17 protein-coding genes are annotated in these 15,950 nt (G+C 45.4%); 4 read left to right on the top strand and 13 right to left on the bottom strand.

The window, feature by feature from the left end; translation table 11 throughout:
• Both rfaC and HVZ37_RS00715 read left to right on the top strand, forming a co-directional pair.
• A complete protein-coding gene (rfaC, locus tag HVZ37_RS00720) occupies positions 1-963 on the top strand; it encodes a lipopolysaccharide heptosyltransferase RfaC (protein WP_042998617.1) in 963 nt (320 codons plus the stop codon).
• 10 nt (positions 964-973) lie between these two features.
• Positions 974-2,245, top strand: a complete 1,272-nt coding sequence (locus HVZ37_RS00715) for an O-antigen ligase (RefSeq protein WP_054177212.1) — start codon at positions 974-976, stop codon at positions 2,243-2,245.
• A 26-nt stretch (positions 2,246-2,271) separates the two neighbouring features.
• On the opposite strand, the gene HVZ37_RS00710 is transcribed toward HVZ37_RS00715, so the two are convergent.
• The 10 genes from HVZ37_RS00710 to rfaQ form a co-directional block, all read right to left on the bottom strand.
• Entirely contained in the window at positions 2,272-3,348 is a 1,077-nt protein-coding gene (locus HVZ37_RS00710) for a glycosyltransferase family 9 protein (protein ID WP_181628015.1), read from the bottom strand.
• 37 nt (positions 3,349-3,385) lie between these two features.
• Positions 3,386-4,240: a 3-deoxy-D-manno-oct-2-ulosonate III transferase WaaZ gene (gene waaZ, locus HVZ37_RS00705; RefSeq protein WP_042998620.1), complete on the bottom strand. Its 855-nt coding sequence runs from the start codon at positions 4,238-4,240 to the stop codon at positions 3,386-3,388.
• 180 nt (positions 4,241-4,420) lie between these two features.
• Positions 4,421-5,119, bottom strand: coding sequence for a lipopolysaccharide core heptose(II) kinase RfaY (gene rfaY / locus HVZ37_RS00700; protein ID WP_044267560.1), 699 nt, complete (start codon positions 5,117-5,119; stop codon positions 4,421-4,423).
• Positions 5,120-5,132: 13 nt separating this feature from the next.
• Positions 5,133-6,149 (bottom strand): glycosyltransferase, encoded by a 1,017-nt coding sequence (locus HVZ37_RS00695; RefSeq protein ID WP_181628014.1) that lies wholly within the window; start codon positions 6,147-6,149, stop codon positions 5,133-5,135.
• 20 nt (positions 6,150-6,169) lie between these two features.
• On the bottom strand, positions 6,170-7,183 hold the full coding sequence (gene waaO / locus HVZ37_RS00690) for a lipopolysaccharide 3-alpha-galactosyltransferase (protein WP_181628013.1): 1,014 nt from the start codon (positions 7,181-7,183) through the stop codon (positions 6,170-6,172).
• 5 nt (positions 7,184-7,188) lie between these two features.
• A complete protein-coding gene (waaB, locus tag HVZ37_RS00685; protein ID WP_181628452.1) occupies positions 7,189-8,286 on the bottom strand; it encodes a lipopolysaccharide 1,6-galactosyltransferase in 1,098 nt (365 codons plus the stop codon).
• A gap of 42 nt (positions 8,287-8,328) precedes the next feature.
• Entirely contained in the window at positions 8,329-9,270 is a 942-nt protein-coding gene (locus tag HVZ37_RS00680; protein ID WP_061069367.1) for a glycosyltransferase family 52, read from the bottom strand.
• Positions 9,271-9,294: 24 nt separating this feature from the next.
• On the bottom strand, positions 9,295-10,092 hold the full coding sequence (gene rfaP, locus HVZ37_RS00675) for a lipopolysaccharide core heptose(I) kinase RfaP (RefSeq protein WP_044263539.1): 798 nt from the start codon (positions 10,090-10,092) through the stop codon (positions 9,295-9,297).
• Positions 10,085-11,209 carry a glycosyltransferase family 4 protein gene (locus HVZ37_RS00670; protein WP_042998627.1) on the bottom strand — a complete coding sequence of 375 codons (1,125 nt, stop codon included), beginning with the start codon at positions 11,207-11,209 and terminating at the stop codon, positions 10,085-10,087. The genes rfaP and HVZ37_RS00670 overlap by 8 nt, the downstream gene beginning before the upstream one ends.
• The gene (gene rfaQ, locus HVZ37_RS00665) at positions 11,206-12,276 is read right to left on the bottom strand and encodes a lipopolysaccharide core heptosyltransferase RfaQ (protein WP_071888339.1); all 1,071 of its coding nucleotides are present in this window, start codon (positions 12,274-12,276) and stop codon (positions 11,206-11,208) included. Before rfaQ ends, HVZ37_RS00670 begins: the two co-directional genes overlap by 4 nt.
• Before the next feature lie 411 nt (positions 12,277-12,687).
• Between rfaQ and waaA the strand changes: the two genes are divergently transcribed.
• Positions 12,688-13,965: a lipid IV(A) 3-deoxy-D-manno-octulosonic acid transferase gene (gene waaA, locus HVZ37_RS00660; protein WP_181628012.1), complete on the top strand. Its 1,278-nt coding sequence runs from the start codon at positions 12,688-12,690 to the stop codon at positions 13,963-13,965.
• 8 nt (positions 13,966-13,973) lie between these two features.
• The gene (gene coaD / locus HVZ37_RS00655; protein ID WP_042998629.1) at positions 13,974-14,453 is read left to right on the top strand and encodes a pantetheine-phosphate adenylyltransferase; all 480 of its coding nucleotides are present in this window, start codon (positions 13,974-13,976) and stop codon (positions 14,451-14,453) included.
• Positions 14,454-14,478: 25 nt separating this feature from the next.
• On the opposite strand, the gene mutM is transcribed toward coaD, so the two are convergent.
• The 3 genes from mutM to rpmB form a co-directional block, all read right to left on the bottom strand.
• Positions 14,479-15,288: a bifunctional DNA-formamidopyrimidine glycosylase/DNA-(apurinic or apyrimidinic site) lyase gene (mutM, locus tag HVZ37_RS00650; RefSeq protein ID WP_044328861.1), complete on the bottom strand. Its 810-nt coding sequence runs from the start codon at positions 15,286-15,288 to the stop codon at positions 14,479-14,481.
• 98 nt (positions 15,289-15,386) lie between these two features.
• Positions 15,387-15,554: a 50S ribosomal protein L33 gene (rpmG, locus tag HVZ37_RS00645; protein WP_003024094.1), complete on the bottom strand. Its 168-nt coding sequence runs from the start codon at positions 15,552-15,554 to the stop codon at positions 15,387-15,389.
• A gap of 20 nt (positions 15,555-15,574) precedes the next feature.
• Positions 15,575-15,811, bottom strand: a complete 237-nt coding sequence (gene rpmB / locus HVZ37_RS00640) for a 50S ribosomal protein L28 (protein ID WP_002436699.1) — start codon at positions 15,809-15,811, stop codon at positions 15,575-15,577.
• Between the last annotated feature and the right edge of the window lie 139 nt (positions 15,812-15,950).

Here is a 15,950-nt window from a genome sequence, read left to right as displayed (position 1 = left end):
ATGCGGGTTCTGATCGTCAAAACGTCCTCAATGGGTGATGTGCTACATACCCTGCCGGCACTCACGGATGCACAACAGGCCATCCCCGATATTCAGTTTGACTGGGTGGTTGAAGAAGGGTTTGCGCAGATACCGTCCTGGCATGCCGCGGTGAACCGTGTCATCCCCGTGGCGATTCGCCGTTGGCGTAAAACCTGGTTTTCCGCGCCGATTAAAGCAGAACGCAAAGCCTTTCGCGATGCCGTACAGGCTGAGCACTATGACGCTATCATCGACGCCCAGGGACTGGTGAAAAGCGCGGCGCTGGTCACACGTCTGGCGCACGGGGTAAAACACGGCATGGACTGGCAAACCGCGCGTGAACCGCTGGCCAGCCTGTTCTATAATCGCCGCCATCATATTGCCAGACAACAGCATGCCGTAGAGCGTACGCGCGAACTGTTTGCAAAAAGTTTAGGCTATCAAAAACCGGCGTCGCAGGGCGATTATGCCATTGCGCAGCATTTCCTTACCTTCGGAAGTACGGGTGAACAGCCCTATGCCGTCTTTTTGCATGCCACAACGCGCGATGATAAGCACTGGCCGGAGGCAAACTGGCGAGCGTTAATCGGTCTGTTAGCTGACAGTGGGATAAGCATTAAATTGCCCTGGGGCGCGCCTCATGAAGAAGCACGGGCGAAGAGGTTATCTGAGGGATTCGCTCACGTTGAGGTATTACCGCGAATGACGTTGGAAGGCGTCGCACGCGTACTGGCGGGAGCAAAATTTGTCGTTTCAGTCGATACGGGGTTAAGCCATCTGACCGCCGCACTCGATCGACCTAATGTCACGTTGTACGGTCCTACGGATCCAGGGCTCATTGGTGGTTACGGGAAGAACCAGGTGGCGTGTCGTGCGCCAGGAAATCAATTAGCAATGCTAAACGCTGATTCAGTCCGCGACGAACTATCATCATTATTATAAAGGTAATTGAATGCCAACCTTGAGTCTTATCAGTCCCTGGCGTCACTACGCCACGAAGACGTCTTCAGCACTGGAAGTAACAACTTATTTGCTTTGTGCCATCACGCTGATTGTCGCAATGTTTGATAATACGCTAAGCATGAAGTTATATAATGTTACGGCGATATTGGGTCTGTTGGCGCTGCTATTACGCGGTAAACCTGAAAGCTATTCGGTACAGTATTGGTTGCTACCGCTCGCTATTTTTATCATCGGCGCGCTGGACGTCGTCTGGTATTCCGCCTTTAAGGTTGATCATTCTCCCTTTCGCGCGACCTATCACAGTTATTTGAACACGGCGAAAATCTTTCTCTTTGGCGCTTTTCTTACTTTGCTGGCGCTGACGTCAAGAATTCGCATTAAGAAAGAGTTACCGCTTTATATCCTGTATTCGCTGTCATTTTTTATCGCGGGATATGCATATTACATAAAATCCACTACTGGCATGGCTCGTCTTGATTTCGGCATTGGTACGGCTACGGGCGCCGCCTACTCCATTATGTTTGTCGGGATTGTCAGCGGAATATCGATTCTCTACACCCAGCGGAATCACCCGATATTATTTTTATTGAATGCCATCGCGATATTCTATGCCCTGGCACTTACCCAGACGCGTTCCACGCTGTTGATCTTCCCGGTGATCTGTGCGCTGTCGTTGGTTGCCGGGTATATCAAGTCGCCAAAAAAACTCTTCTTTTCAGTCATTGGCTTTTTGATTGCGCTGGTTGTCCTGATCGCCATATTCAGTAAGCCGATTTATAACCGTTATCATGAAGGTGTTTCAGATTTGAATCGCTACAGTCAGGGCAACAGTAATAGTTCTCTGGGCGCACGGCTGGCGATGTATGAGATTGGCTTTGATATCTTTAAAGACGCGCCGTTCGCGGCACGCTCGGCCGATACGCGGGCACAGCGAATGACGGAATTAGCGAAAGAACATAAGTACCTGCAAGGCGCACTCGAATTTTCGAATGTCCATTTGCACAATGAGCTCATCGAAGCCGCCTCACTGAAAGGGATTGCCGGGGTTCTGTCGACGCTTTTCTTCTATATCGCGTTGTTCTTTACGGTCTATTATCACCGTTCGCTGGGACTGTTTGCATTAACGTTAGCCGCCATTGGAATCGGGCTGAGTGATGTTATTCTCTGGTCTCGGAGCGTACCAATCATCTTAATAACCGCGATCGTTTTAATGCTTTTCCTCAAGAAAAACCGACAGCACGGCGATATTGCGTCACAATAACCTGACGATCAGAAGTGAGCTATCACTCACTTCTGGTGTTTTGACAGCAACCCCTCTACCGATTCAGTCAGCACCTTCAGGCTAATATCCTTCACCGTATACGTCGGAGAGACCACCTGTAACGCATTGCAGTTATTCGGTGCCCAGATGAGGTGTGAGGGGTAGGTCGTTTGTCGCGCATTTGGATAAAGCGCGAGCGTAGGAATTTCATATGCCGATGCAATATGGACCAATGCAGTATCCACGGAGATGACATACTGACTGAATTTTGTCAGTGCAACCGTATAAATGAATTCTTTAAAGGGCAGTAATTCAATGCCCGGTATCGCAATAGAGCGAATATCTTCGGCTAAGCCGGTAAAAATAATTCGGTAATCCGGATACTGTTTACAGAGATGCGAATAAATCGTACCGATCTGCTCATCAGACAGGCGGCAGATTTTCTTTGCCCCTAATGCATTGATAATAATTATTTTTGAGTCGCCAACAAAATTCAGAACATCTTTTTCAACCGACTCTGGCAGCGGTAAATCATAACTCACATCAAATTCATGACGTTCATCGCCATAAAAATAACGCAGTATTTCACTGGCCCGTGTACACATGTGCGCCGTTAACTTCTCATCATGCGGATGGTAAACGGTGTAGTAACGTTTATACCACTTATCAAAACCCAAGATATGAGCGCGTCTGACACCCGACAGCAACAGGCTGTGACCAAAGGAAGGCATGGTTTCAAAAGGATCAAGTACGATATCGAAAGATTCGCGGGAAAGACATTTACGTAATGCCAGTACCTCACTGATTGCATTTGATTTTTTAATATAAAACTGATGTATGCGACGATTACCAGAAAGAAACGCTTTCCCCGTTTCCGTGGTTAATATTGACAGTTGTACACCACGATTAGTCAGTTCGCGATACAGCGAACTCAATACAATTAAATCGCCTAACTTGTTGTTATCATGGATTAGCAAGCAAGTCTGAATCTTGTCTGCATTAATTTTTGCTTTCTTTTTCCTGGTGAAGAAAAATGACAAAAAATTAATCTTAATTTTATTAATGCAGAATCTTTTTTTCTTATGAAAAGCACCTAAACCCATGCGAGTTACCACACTAAAAATATAAAAGAGGTTAATACTAACTTACATAAGAATCGGCACGATCGTGAAGATCATGCGCATTGTTCCTGATGTGCTGTCTGGAGGGTAACGCTGCGACATCCGCTGCCTTAATATAGGGAATAATATCGTAGCTTATTGCAGTATCGTCAGACAGATTATAGATATTAAAGTCGTCAACGCTCTCACACATAAACTGGAAAAATGGCAGAATTTTGATTAAATCCTTGCTCAGTTCAGAAGGCATTGGATTGCGACTCTCATCATAAAAACGCGCACAGCTCCCGGTGATATCTAATCCGGAACAGATCGTGTTGTCATAACCTAATGAATACGCTATCTGCATCGCCGTATACGCCACTGTATGGCATGAGCAGTAACCTAAACTGATATCTTTACTAAATCCCACCAGTCTTTTACGTTTAGAAATGGGCACCCGAATCAAGAGATTCTTATTCCATTTTGAAAGCATTTCTAGCTTCAGTTTCTTGAAAAAGCCGCCTTTTTCACGTTTATAAAATGCGCGTAAAATCAAACAATGAGTCCGCATATATTTCTTATCTTCTTCAGTAGCGGCTTCATAAACATCCATATTAACGACTGTAAACTTACTCGCCCGGCTAAATTTATAAAAATCGTGACGTCTTTGTAGCAAAAAACGCGCATCTGTTAAGACATAAATGAAGGGAGTAATACTATTACTGAGCAAGTATTCCGCAGCGCCGTTAACAGTAATGACATCATTGTTCTGCAAAAGAGAAAGCGGTGTCCCTCGGGAGGTGGGTCCCGATAAGAAAATGATCACGTTATCAGATGTTCTGTTGGCAATAAGTTGCTGAACACCTGCTCGAGTTATAAACTTAACATTACTCATATGAAACCTGTAGGTTTGTCATGCAACTTAAATCACGATGAATCTTTGAGGAAAGTGTTCATGGTTTATCTTTAGCGAGGATGAGCAAACCAGACCGACCACATTTGCTCACAAAATATACAAACTCATTTTTGCATTTAGAACGACTAAAAGCAATATTCTAAATAATCACATTGAAGCTTAGCGCACACTTTTACCTTTCAGACGGCGCAGGAAATTCCGCCACTTTTTCTTATAAACCAGGAGATAAAACCCAAGGTCTTTTCTATTATTTTCAATACCATAGTGGCGTTCTAAATCAATACGATCTTTCGCCATTCTCTGTCGGGAAGGTCTTTTTCCGGACAGATCGATTATTCTTATTTCATCATTTTGTAATATGAAGTTACCTTTATGCGGATCACCTGAGACCATACCATGCTGATGCAACCCTTGAATGGATTGCTTTATCTTCTCTTTCACATCATCGGAGATGACAGGCAGGTCTACCAGTTCAACCCCCTCGATATACTCAATGATCATGATGTAAGTATGCACATAACGAAGGGTCTTCACTTCAGCAAGCAAATAAAAGTCATTTAAGGCGTCAAAACCTTCCTGCCGCACGCGATCGGTCTGGTAAAAAAGCTTTTCGTAGTAATCCCCTTTAACCAACGACTTAAAAAATCGCTCAGTATTTTTTACTTTAGGGTGAAATACTTTCAGGATATATTTTCCATGGTCAGTATCAATTAATACGACCTTGGTATCCTCAATACTACGAAAGACTCTTAACACTTTAAGATTATGCGTTAAAAAATCATTGAAAATATCAATGTATTTCTCGCCATCTTGTTTTACAAATACGGTATAGTTTTTAATTTTTGTTTCAGTGATCATAATTATAAAGGTATTATTTCGCTAAAATTTTACGATAGAGGTACGCTACACCCGCAATTACTCCACGCAGATAATGTTTTTGAACCAAAAGATGTTTATATCTTTTCTTATACTCAACCATCGTTCGCGCATCTTTGGCAGGAGCATCTTTCCACGGTGATTTAATAAAAGCATTAGTATAATAAATCACGGAGGGATAATTTGCCCAGGCATGCCAGGGTTTTGTCGCCCCTGTATAGTGAATCAGTTTTGTATCAGCATGGATTATATTTAAATATTTTTCATGCGTCTTATCGCTTAATTCACTTTTAATGGTATAAATTGTATTGTATTCACGAGGTAAAAAATAAACTTTATCGCGCAGCAGTATATTCAGGACATCCTGATCCGGATATTTAAAAAAGGTTGCACTTCCATCATTGTCTGTCAAAAGAGACAACGCCCTGGCAGTTAATTGGTTCTCAGCCCATCGCCTGAGGTTTATCAAGACAACACCGGAGTTGAAATATCGACCCTGAAGATTAAAAGAAGGTAGCCTTTCATTTACCCTGGACTGTATTGAGTCAACGTCTTTTACCACGGCAGCGACGTTATCATCGAGATCAAGGTCCAGAAGATAGTCCAGAGAGCCTTTGCAAATGACATCAGCATCAAGATACAACAATTTTTCTAGTTTATGGTGCAAATAATCAAAAGCGAAAAGTCGAAAATACATGGCTCTTGACCAGACCTGTGTTTTCGGCAATACCTCAAGGCATTTGACATTGATAAGATATAATGAAACTTTTATTTTATGTTCTTGCACCAGCGCTTCAATCTTATCAACGAAGCTTTGTGTATAGTTGTCACAGATAATATGAAAAGCAACATTTATATCATTATGAATTAATACCGAGGTAATAGACACCCCGACACCATCAAGATAGTTCTCATCAATTCCATAAGAGATATTTAATGTATTACCATTATTATCATAGCGCTCATCAAAAACTTTATATTCTGCTATCTCTATTTCAGGAAATGAGTCCACTGCGTCACCTATAATTATTTTTATTTAGTAATTTTGCTTTTAAAGTAAAGTGCATAATCTACCAGACCAGAGAAATATTGCTTCTGGTTGAACATATGCTTCGCCGCATAACGCAACTGATGACTGTTGTTAGGTTTCCGCAATTCAACATTACACCAGGGTGATAACTTTTTCGCATTCAAAAAGCTTTGCGCGATAGGGTAGTTGCCCCATTGATGCCAGGGCTTAGTCGGCCCAATATAATGAATGAACACCGTATTTTCATCCACAGGGTTAACCACATCACGCTTTAATTCGTAATTGATGCTGAATTGGGTATTAAACTTCTTGCCAATAAAACGCGCCTTGCCGACCAGTAACATATTCAGTACATCCTGGTCCAGGTGAGTGATACGCTGTACCACATCCGGATCGCGTAACATCTCGATGGCCTTGCGGGAAATATCCTCAGTGGTCCAGACAGGAAGATTAATTAGCAAAAAGCCGGCATTAAAGTAGCCAGAAACCAGTCCCGGCGATGCCAGACTGACTGAGCGCTTCGTCCACCACTCTGACTCTCCCTCCGCTACCACGGCCGCAATTTCATGTTCAGCAAACTGGAGGTCAATCAGTTCTTGTACACTTCCCTGACAGGCAATATCTGCATCCAGATACAGTACCCTGTCCATTTTTCCCGCGAAGTGGTCGGCGATAATAAACCGGAAGTACGTTGCATATGACCAGTTTTTAGTACTTGGTAATGATTTCAACTGCTCGCAGTCAACGAGATAGACCACGATTTGGGTGGCGTATTGCTTTGCCAACGCATTAAATCTCGCCTGTTCCTCATTGCTAAATGAGTCAGTAAAAACATGAAAGGAAAACGGAGTATCGGGGTTAGCAATCAGTATTGACGCAATGGACACACCACAACCAAAAAGGAAGTTCTTGTCAATGCCATACGCAATATTAAAGCTATCAACATCACTATGTTCTGCATAGTTATAATCTAAAGTCTGCTGAATGACTTTTTCTTCAAAATACGTTTGAGTCATAGTGATCACTTATTGATTTTGGAAAATATCGCACTTCTTAAATGCTGAAAATAGACTTCATTATAGAAGTTATCTATCGTCTCAGGAATAAGATGACTATCATACTTCATCTGACCTGAGAGGATTTGATTGAGCAGATGAGTAAACTGTTGGAGATCCTTCGGAGGATACAATTCACCATTGATACCCGGTTTGATCATATCCCGTGGACCAGACATACAGTCAGAGCTAATGCACGGAATGCCATACGACATGGCTTCCAGCAGGGTCATCGGAAAGCCCTCGAATGATGATGTCAGCAACAGTGCCGTGACGTTCTTTATCTTGTTTTGCACCACATCCCAGGGAGAGACCTGCCAACCATGCCAGGTAATACGATTATCAATCCCCAGTTCACGTCCATAGGACCGACATTTTTCAAAATCTGAACCGTCACCAACCACATGCAACCGCCATTCGCCTTCCGCATGGGATAATCCATCCAGCAGATCCTTAATCCTTTTTTGCCCTTCAAACTTCATCCTTCCGACATACAGAAAGACTGCGGGTTGGCCTTTTTCTGGTTGTGGAATAATTTCTGACTTTCTGGAAACGGGATTATAAACAACGGTAATATTTTTTTGATCAATACCCCGTTCGATCATCTGGTGTTTGATACCACTACTGATTGCCAGATGATAATCTGCCCAGCTAACACATTCGGCGTGTTTTTTATGATCCAGCGAAAAATGTGGCCAGGAGAATATCGTAAAATTCTGCTCTGCTTTCTTCCGCGCTTTACTGGCGAACAGGCAAGACAGCACATCAATACAGATCACCACATCGGGTTCTGTTTTCTTTAGCCAGTGGCTAAACGTGTGGATATGCTTTGCCCGACGTAAAAAGCCCAGACGGATAGTGGAGAAAGAGCATGAGTAGTTAATACCGCTTAACCATGCCTTATCCATTTTGTCATGTCGGCAAAAGAAAAACATCTCACACTGGATTGCAGAATGTTCAGCCTGAAAGTTGTTGATAACATCCCGGATGACCGTTTCCATTCCACCAAACCCGGACACAGCTTCGCCAATAAATGCGATTTTTAACCCAGTTCGAACCGGCATTTCATTCATATATGATTACGGTCTCTCTTCTTACCATCGTGATTATAATTCTACATCGTTAAAGCTAAATCCAAGATGGTGATTGAAGCATTCCTTTAATAGAGGACTTTTTAAATTATAGTTTTCAATGAAAGATATATTACTTAGATTAATTTGTGCTGTAGTGTTAAATCCATACAATTCAAGCCGTAAACCTTGCTTTAAAAACTCTAATATAATATCTTCCGCGATTAATTCAGAGTTTATATTTTCAACATTGTCAAATTGATATGATAACTCCCTCGGATGAGGAATATAGTAATCTATTTTCCTGTCATCGATAAAACACTGCACTTTTTGTATTAAAGACAACACTTCGTGTTTCTTATCAATCGCATCTGAATAGACTGTACCTAATAATATTTTTTTAGTAATACTTGTTCCGGAAGCTACACTATTATAACAAATTAATGTAATCGCTTCTTTTTTTTCTATAATATTAGGTTTTTCTGGAAATAAAGTATAATGTACTCTGTCGAGTTTAAGGATATCCTCTTTATGATACTTCCTGCCCATCAGTCTTCGAAAACATTTCGACGAGAATGGAACTGAGGAATCCTGATACATCACGCTTTTTTTATTTATATTATTCGTTCCATCATCGAATGTTCTTATCTCATCGAAAGAAATCACTGATAGTATATGGTGAATAAGTGGCACATGAAAATTCGCAAAAAAAACAACGTCATATTTTTTCTTATATGACATCATAATTTTCTTTGCATACAATGTCCTTTTTAATGTTTTAAATGTTGATGTCTTTTTTACATTTGCTTCGAGACTAACATGCTGACACAATGGTTTGATTTTATTTAAATAACAAACATTTTTTCCATTCCCGGCGTCACCAATAAACAACAGATCAACATTATTCAGTCGCTCCTTTTCAATAATAGCTTTTGCAATAAGCAACTGCAAATTAGTCATGCATATGAAGAGAAACATTTAGCCTCTTTCATCTCAAAATAATTATAGTTTTTTTCTCAGTGTTCGTTCTTTTATTCGCTCTGCTTTTGCTTCTGCCTGGATTAACAGGTCTGCTTCATTACGAAATATATCACGTAATGGAGCCGAAAAATAAACCCGCATAAACCGCCAGATATCCCGCTGTGTCAACCCGATGTTTAGCGACGAAAAATAGAGGCCAATCAGGTCTTTATCACGCCAGCGGCGAGGAACTTTCGTACGAATCTGTGCCCTGTGTAGATCAATAACCGAAATCTTTAAGTCTTCTTTATTGCCTGAAAAAGGCAGATGCAGCAGGAAGTGGCAGATATAGCAATCACGGTGATTGATTCCACCTGCGTGCATCTTGCGCACCATCGTGGCCACACGGTCAATAATCATCCACTTGACGTTGACGTCCGGTGGATTCGTTGCCCAATCCGCACAATAGTCTTCCAGACTGATGGTCGGCGTGAGATCTTCGGTAATAATGAACGACGTTTTGGTCAGAGGGTTGAGCCCTTTCTCACCGAAACCAACGCCATACATCGTATCCACGCCTAAATCCTGGAGGCGATGAATAGCGTTCCATTCTCTGTCAGCGCCCAAAACCGGCATCCGCAGCGAGAGAAGGTTTTTGACAATTTCCTTGAGAGAAGTACCCCGATGCCATTTAAGGAAATAGCTTTTCCCCGCCAGTTCAAATCGCAGCGTACGACGAGTTTCCAGCTCCCTGAAGACTTCACCCTGCAGCGTTTTGACTTCCTCAAACGCGTCTTTCCCGCGCCATAATGTGGCTAACGGTTCTTTCAATTCAACCATCCAGACCACCTGTAATAATGTCCGCCGCCTTTTCCGGCAGACTGTACAAATCTTGCGTATCCGCATAATGCCGCGCGTTTTCTGCCCACGCTGCACGCAATGACGGCTGGGTCAGCGCTTTACGCAAAATGTCGTTCAACGCGTCCTGCCGCCAGGGTTCTTCAATGACATCGCCACAGTTAGCCTGCGTAATATAATGCGCATAACCGCAAACGGCCGTGGTCAACACTGGCAAGCCAGCAGTAATCGCCTCCAGCAGAACAATACCTGCCGCTTCCTGATAGGCCGGGTGCAGTAACAAATCGGCGGCAGCCATCAACTCCGAGACATCATTGCGTCCGGAGAAAAAATGTACATTACTGCGCACGCCGCGTTTTTCTGCCAGCGCTTCAAATTTGCGTGGCTTATCCTGACCGACAATATACAAAAGTGTGTTATGCCGCAGCGCCGCCGGAAGTGACGCAAGTGCTTCAATCGAACGATCCACCCCTTTGCGGGTAAAATCAGAGCCAACCTGCAACAGTAAGTTTTGCTGCTCCGAAATACCGTTCTTCTGGCGAACGATTTCACGGGCATTCGGGATTTGCGCACTGTATTTTCTGTCCGGGTAAATCCCCGGAGGGAGAATATGAAAACGCTCCGCTTCGGTTTGATAATGCTTCTGAAAATCAGCAATCTGCGTATCCGTCAGCATTAATAACTGCGTCGGTTTACCCTGTTCAAACGTTGCCCGTTCAAACGCCGCATAATGACGATAACGGGAGGTCAGACGATAGAAAAAGCCTTTTTCTTGCTCAACTTTTTCGGCATAACAGACATCCGCGGCAAAATAGACATCCAGGCCTGGCATCTTGTTAAACCCTACGACCCTGTCAACGGGATGCTCACGCAAATGCGCCTGTACCCAGGCATAATATTCCGCATTACGCCCATGGTTGGTCCGCGATTTAACCGGTACACGAATGAGCTCAAAAGCATCCGGGCATTCTCCGTCCCACGATTGGGTATAAATACGGACCTGATGACCTCGGGCTGCGACGGTTTGCGCAATGCGCATAAAGTCACGTTGTAGTCCGCCGAACGGAAAATACTTATACAAACAAAAAGCCACGATCATACTGGCGCATCCATTTCGATAATTTGCGCGTTCTGCGGCAACAGTTTTTCCGTTGCCGCAATCACATCCTCAACGGGAATAACGGACATATATTTTTTGTTACGGTCCAGTTCAGATCGTTTAGGCATCGGCTGATAGTCCCCTGCCCAGAACTGAATAATATTGTCAGTCCAGGGGCGCCAGAAGACATGGTCTGTCGCGCCAAACAGACATATCACCGGCGTTTTGACCGCCGCGGCAATATGCCCTGGGGCTGAATCAACGCCAATAAAAAGGGCGGCATGATCAATCAGCGCGCCTAATTCCGGGAATCGGGTTTTACCTGCCAGCCCGGTTACCGGTTTGGTTTCGCACCCCAGCGCAATCTCTTCCACACAGGCTAAATCGTCAGCAGAAGGGCCGGACGTCAGCACGACCTGATAACCACGACGTTCAAGAGCATCAATGACGCGGGAAAATTTGTCATTATCCCAGCACTTAAATAACTGCCTTGCCGTAGGTTGAATCACCACATACTGATGCGTCACGCCAAGCTGGCGCAACTGTCGACGCATATTCTCCCAGTGTTCAGGTCGATAGCTCATCGTCGTTTCAGTAACAATATGCTCCAGCCCCAGCGGTTTGAGTGCTGACAGCGTACGTTCGACAACGTGTTCGCCGGAATAGGGAACGAGATGGGTAAAACTCTGTTTCCAGAATGCAGACTGCCGGTTGGCGAAATCCTGGGATATTTTTACTCTTGCGTGTAAAAAACGGACAATCAGCGCCACGATCCACTGATCGGTCAGGTTGATGACCAGATCATATTGGTTGTTGCGTAAGGTCTTAATCAGCGAAAGCGTATTTTTAATTTTCTCTGCCGCCCCTGTTCCCTTATTACTGATGCCATAAAGGGTATTAATCTCGGGGTTTTCCGACAAAATAGGCATCGTATCCTGGTAAAGAAGCATATCGATTTTGGCGTCAGGATAGTTCTGCTTCAGCGTACTGATAACGGGAGTGGTTAATAGCATATCCCCGTGGAAACGCATCTTGATGACCAGAATTTTTCGAAAAGGCTTTTCCACACGCGACTCTTTTGTTGTGATTGTCCGATAAAGTTAAGCAGAAAACAGCACGCTACCGCCCCAGGCTCAACAGCTACCCGATCACTGATATTGCACTGACTTTTACGCGCTAGTGTATCACTTCTTTCGCTGCGATCCGACTCGAATAAATTAACCGCAAAGTGGGTGTTTTTCTTTTTTAAATCAAATCGATATTAATCTGAGCATCGTTTTTTTCGTCACCGATTGGCTCGGTTAACAACGGCAATAGCAGTAAAAATCAATAAATGGCATAAAAATTCAAAAAAGATGAGCCGGGCTGGCGGAATAAGTCGGACTTAAAGCTATTTAAGTCAAAAACAGGAAAAGTAATGGTAAAGCCCTGGCTAAATACATAGAATCCCCAGCACATCCATAAGTCAGCTATTTACTATGCTCGAATTGCTTTACACCGCCCTTCTCTACCTTATTCAGCCTTTGATCTGGATACGGCTTTGGGTGCGCGGACGTAAGGCCCCGGCCTACCGTAAACGCTGGGGTGAACGCTACGGTTTTTACCGTCGCCCCCTGAAACCGGGCGGGATTATGCTCCATTCCGTCTCTGTCGGCGAAACACTGGCAGCCATTCCTTTGGTTCGCGCCCTGCGACATCGCTACCCCGATCTACCGATCACGGTCACCACGATGACGCCAACCGGCTCCGAGCGTGTCCAGTCAGCCTTCGGTAGCGATGTTCAGCACGTCTACCTGCCTTACGATTTACCCGATGCGCTGGGTCGCTTCCTGAACAAGGTTGATCCTAAGCTGGTGCTGATTATGGAAACGGAGCTATGGCCGAACCTGATTGCCGCGCTGCATAAACGCCATATTCCACTGGTCATCGCCAATGCACGTCTTTCTGCCCGCTCCGCTGACGGTTACGCGAAGTTGGGGAAATTTATCCGCCGAATCCTCCGTCGTATTACGCTAATTGCAGCGCAAAATGAAGAGGATGGTCAGCGCTTTGTGATGCTGGGCGCGAAGAACAATCAGGTGACCGTCACCGGCAGTCTGAAGTTCGATATTTCCGTGACGCCACAGCTTGCCGCAAAAGCTGTTACGCTGCGTCGCCAGTGGGCGCCGCATCGCCCGGTGTGGATCGCAACCAGTACTCATGATGGTGAAGAGAGTATTATCATCGCCGCGCATCAGGCATTGTTACACCAGTTCCCCAACCTGCTGTTGATTCTGGTCCCGCGTCATCCGGAACGCTTCCCGGATGCGATTAACCTCGTGCGTGAAGCCGGGCTAAGCTATACCACCCGTTCCTCCGGCGAAGTCCCCTCGGCCAGTACCCAGGTCGTTGTAGGTGACACGATGGGTGAACTGATGCTGCTTTACGGAATTGCGGATCTGGCATTTGTCGGAGGATCACTGGTTGAACGTGGCGGACATAACCCGCTGGAAGCCGCGGCACACGCAATTCCGGTGCTAATGGGACCCCATACCTTCAATTTCAAAGATATTTGCGCCCGTCTGGAGCAGGCCAGCGGTTTGATTACGGTCACGGACGCCACAAGTCTTGCCAAAGAGGTTTCCTCTTTACTGACCGATGCCGATTATCGTAATTTCTATGGTCGTCACGCAGTTGAAGTTCTCTATCAAAACCAGGGGGCGTTACAGCGCCTGCTACAGCTGCTGGAACCTTATCTGCCACCGAAAACGCATTGAGGGCTGTTATGCAAAAACGGGCGATTTATCCAGGTACTTTTGATCCGTTGACGAACGGCCATATCGATATCATCACGCGTGCTACGCAGATGTTTGATCATGTCATTCTGGCGATTGCGGCAAGTCCCGGTAAAAAACCGATGTTCAGCCTTGAAGAACGTGTCGCGCTGGCTCAGCAGGCCACTGCCCATCTGTCTGGCGTTGAAGTGCTAGGTTTTAGCGATCTGATGGCCAACTTTGCGCGTGAGCAACAGGCCAACATCCTGATTCGTGGATTGCGCGCCGTCGCGGATTTTGAATACGAAATGCAGTTGGCCCACATGAATCGGCATTTGATGCCAGAGCTGGAAAGCGTCTTTCTGATGCCTTCTAAAGAGTGGTCCTTCATCTCATCGTCACTGGTGAAAGAAGTGGCCCGCCATCAGGGTGATGTCACCCACTTCCTGCCCGAGAATATTCATCAGGCGCTGTTGGCAAAGCTCAAATAGCGCCCCGCATCCGGGACGCCCCGTCTTACTTCTGGCACTGACGGCAATAGAACGTCGCACGCTGCGCGTGTTTCGATGCTACGATCGGCGTTCCGCACACTCTGCATGGCTCACCTTTACGGCCATAGACCTGCAACTCTTGAGCAAAATAGCCCGGTTTACCATCGCTTTGCAGAAAATCTTTCAGCGTCGTTCCCCCCTGTTCTATTGAACGCAGCAGGACGGCCTTAATCACGCGCACCAGCAGTTCATATTCAGCCGGTGACAATGACGACGCCAGACGGTCAGGATGAATACCCGCAGCAAACAGAGATTCACTGGCGTAGATATTTCCGACCCCCACGACCAGCTTATTATCCATCAACCAGGGTTTAATCGCCGTTTTCTTCTTCGCACATTTCTGTTGCAGGTATTCGCCGTTGAAAGTATCGCTTAGCGGTTCAGGACCGAGATGCGCCAGTACGTTGTGCCCTTCCAGTTCTTTCGTCCACAGCCAGGCACCAAAGCGACGGGGATCGGTGTAGCGCAGGACTTTACCGTTACTCATCACTAAATCGACATGGTCATGTTTTTCTGCCGGCAGTTCTTCAGGAAGGATACGTAGACTGCCTGACATCCCCAGGTGAATGATGATCCAGCCATCGGGTAGCTCCAGCAGAAGGTATTTCGCACGGCGCTGAACGCTGAGCACCGGTTTGTCGCTCAGACGGTAGATCTCTTCTGATACCGGCCAACGCAGACGTCCATTACGCACATTGGCATGCAGAATGGTTGCCCCGACCAGATGCGGTTCAATACCGCGGCGGCTGGTTTCGACTTCAGGTAATTCAGGCATAACGTCTCCGGCTGTGTATCAGGTCTCACTAATATGGGGATGGCCAGAAAACAAAAAACCCCGCCGAAGCGAGGTTTTTCATTACAGCAAAGCGAGACTTACTTAATTTTCGCTTCTTTGTAGAGAACGTGCTGACGGACAACTGGATCGAATTTTTTCAGTTCCAGTTTTTCCGGCTTAGTACGTTTGTTCTTCGTGGTGGTATAGAAGTGACCAGTACCAGCAGAAGAAACCAGCTTGATCTTCTCACGAATACCTTTAGCCATGATTTATTTCCTCTTAGTACTTAGTACTTTTCGCCACGGGCACGCAGTTCAGACAGAACTGTATCGATGCCTTTCTTATCAATTACACGCATACCTTTAGCAGATACACGCAGGGTGACAAAACGCTTTTCGCTCTCAACCCAGAAACGGTGAGAGTGCAGGTTAGGCAGGAAACGGCGTTTAGTCGCGTTCAGTGCGTGGGAACGGTTGTTACCGGTCACCGGACGCTTGCCAGTAACTTGGCAGACTCGGGACATGTCTATTCTCCAAAAATCAAATTAGCTCGAGCTTCGTATGGGGTATCGGCGCCTCGTCAGGCTTTACAGCCCGGTCATCGCGGTTCTACACCTCACCCTTCAAGCTGCCTTAACGCAACGTGAATGATTGGGTGTCTAA

Origin of the sequence: Citrobacter sp. RHB35-C17 (genome assembly GCF_013816795.1) — a bacterium.
GTDB lineage: Bacteria > Pseudomonadota > Gammaproteobacteria > Enterobacterales > Enterobacteriaceae > Citrobacter_A > Citrobacter_A amalonaticus.
This window is presented reverse-complemented; position numbering and strand designations above follow the sequence as displayed.

Coding starts and splice junctions, on each gene's coding strand:
- rfaC (WP_042998617.1), top strand. CDS start 1: ATGCGGGTTCTGATCGTCAAAACGTCCTCAATGGGTGATGTGCTACAT.
- HVZ37_RS00715 (WP_054177212.1), top strand. CDS start 974: ATGCCAACCTTGAGTCTTATCAGTCCCTGGCGTCACTACGCCACGAAG.
- HVZ37_RS00710 (WP_181628015.1), bottom strand. CDS start 3,348: ATGGGTTTAGGTGCTTTTCATAAGAAAAAAAGATTCTGCATTAATAAA.
- waaZ (WP_042998620.1), bottom strand. CDS start 4,240: ATGAGTAATGTTAAGTTTATAACTCGAGCAGGTGTTCAGCAACTTATT.
- rfaY (WP_044267560.1), bottom strand. CDS start 5,119: ATGATCACTGAAACAAAAATTAAAAACTATACCGTATTTGTAAAACAA.
- waaO (WP_181628013.1), bottom strand. CDS start 7,183: ATGACTCAAACGTATTTTGAAGAAAAAGTCATTCAGCAGACTTTAGAT.
- waaB (WP_181628452.1), bottom strand. CDS start 8,286: ATGCCGGTTCGAACTGGGTTAAAAATCGCATTTATTGGCGAAGCTGTG.
- HVZ37_RS00680 (WP_061069367.1), bottom strand. CDS start 9,270: ATGTTTCTCTTCATATGCATGACTAATTTGCAGTTGCTTATTGCAAAA.
- rfaP (WP_044263539.1), bottom strand. CDS start 10,092: ATGGTTGAATTGAAAGAACCGTTAGCCACATTATGGCGCGGGAAAGAC.
- HVZ37_RS00670 (WP_042998627.1), bottom strand. CDS start 11,209: ATGATCGTGGCTTTTTGTTTGTATAAGTATTTTCCGTTCGGCGGACTA.
- waaA (WP_181628012.1), top strand. CDS start 12,688: ATGCTCGAATTGCTTTACACCGCCCTTCTCTACCTTATTCAGCCTTTG.
- coaD (WP_042998629.1), top strand. CDS start 13,974: ATGCAAAAACGGGCGATTTATCCAGGTACTTTTGATCCGTTGACGAAC.
- mutM (WP_044328861.1), bottom strand. CDS start 15,288: ATGCCTGAATTACCTGAAGTCGAAACCAGCCGCCGCGGTATTGAACCG.
- rpmG (WP_003024094.1), bottom strand. CDS start 15,554: ATGGCTAAAGGTATTCGTGAGAAGATCAAGCTGGTTTCTTCTGCTGGT.
- rpmB (WP_002436699.1), bottom strand. CDS start 15,811: ATGTCCCGAGTCTGCCAAGTTACTGGCAAGCGTCCGGTGACCGGTAAC.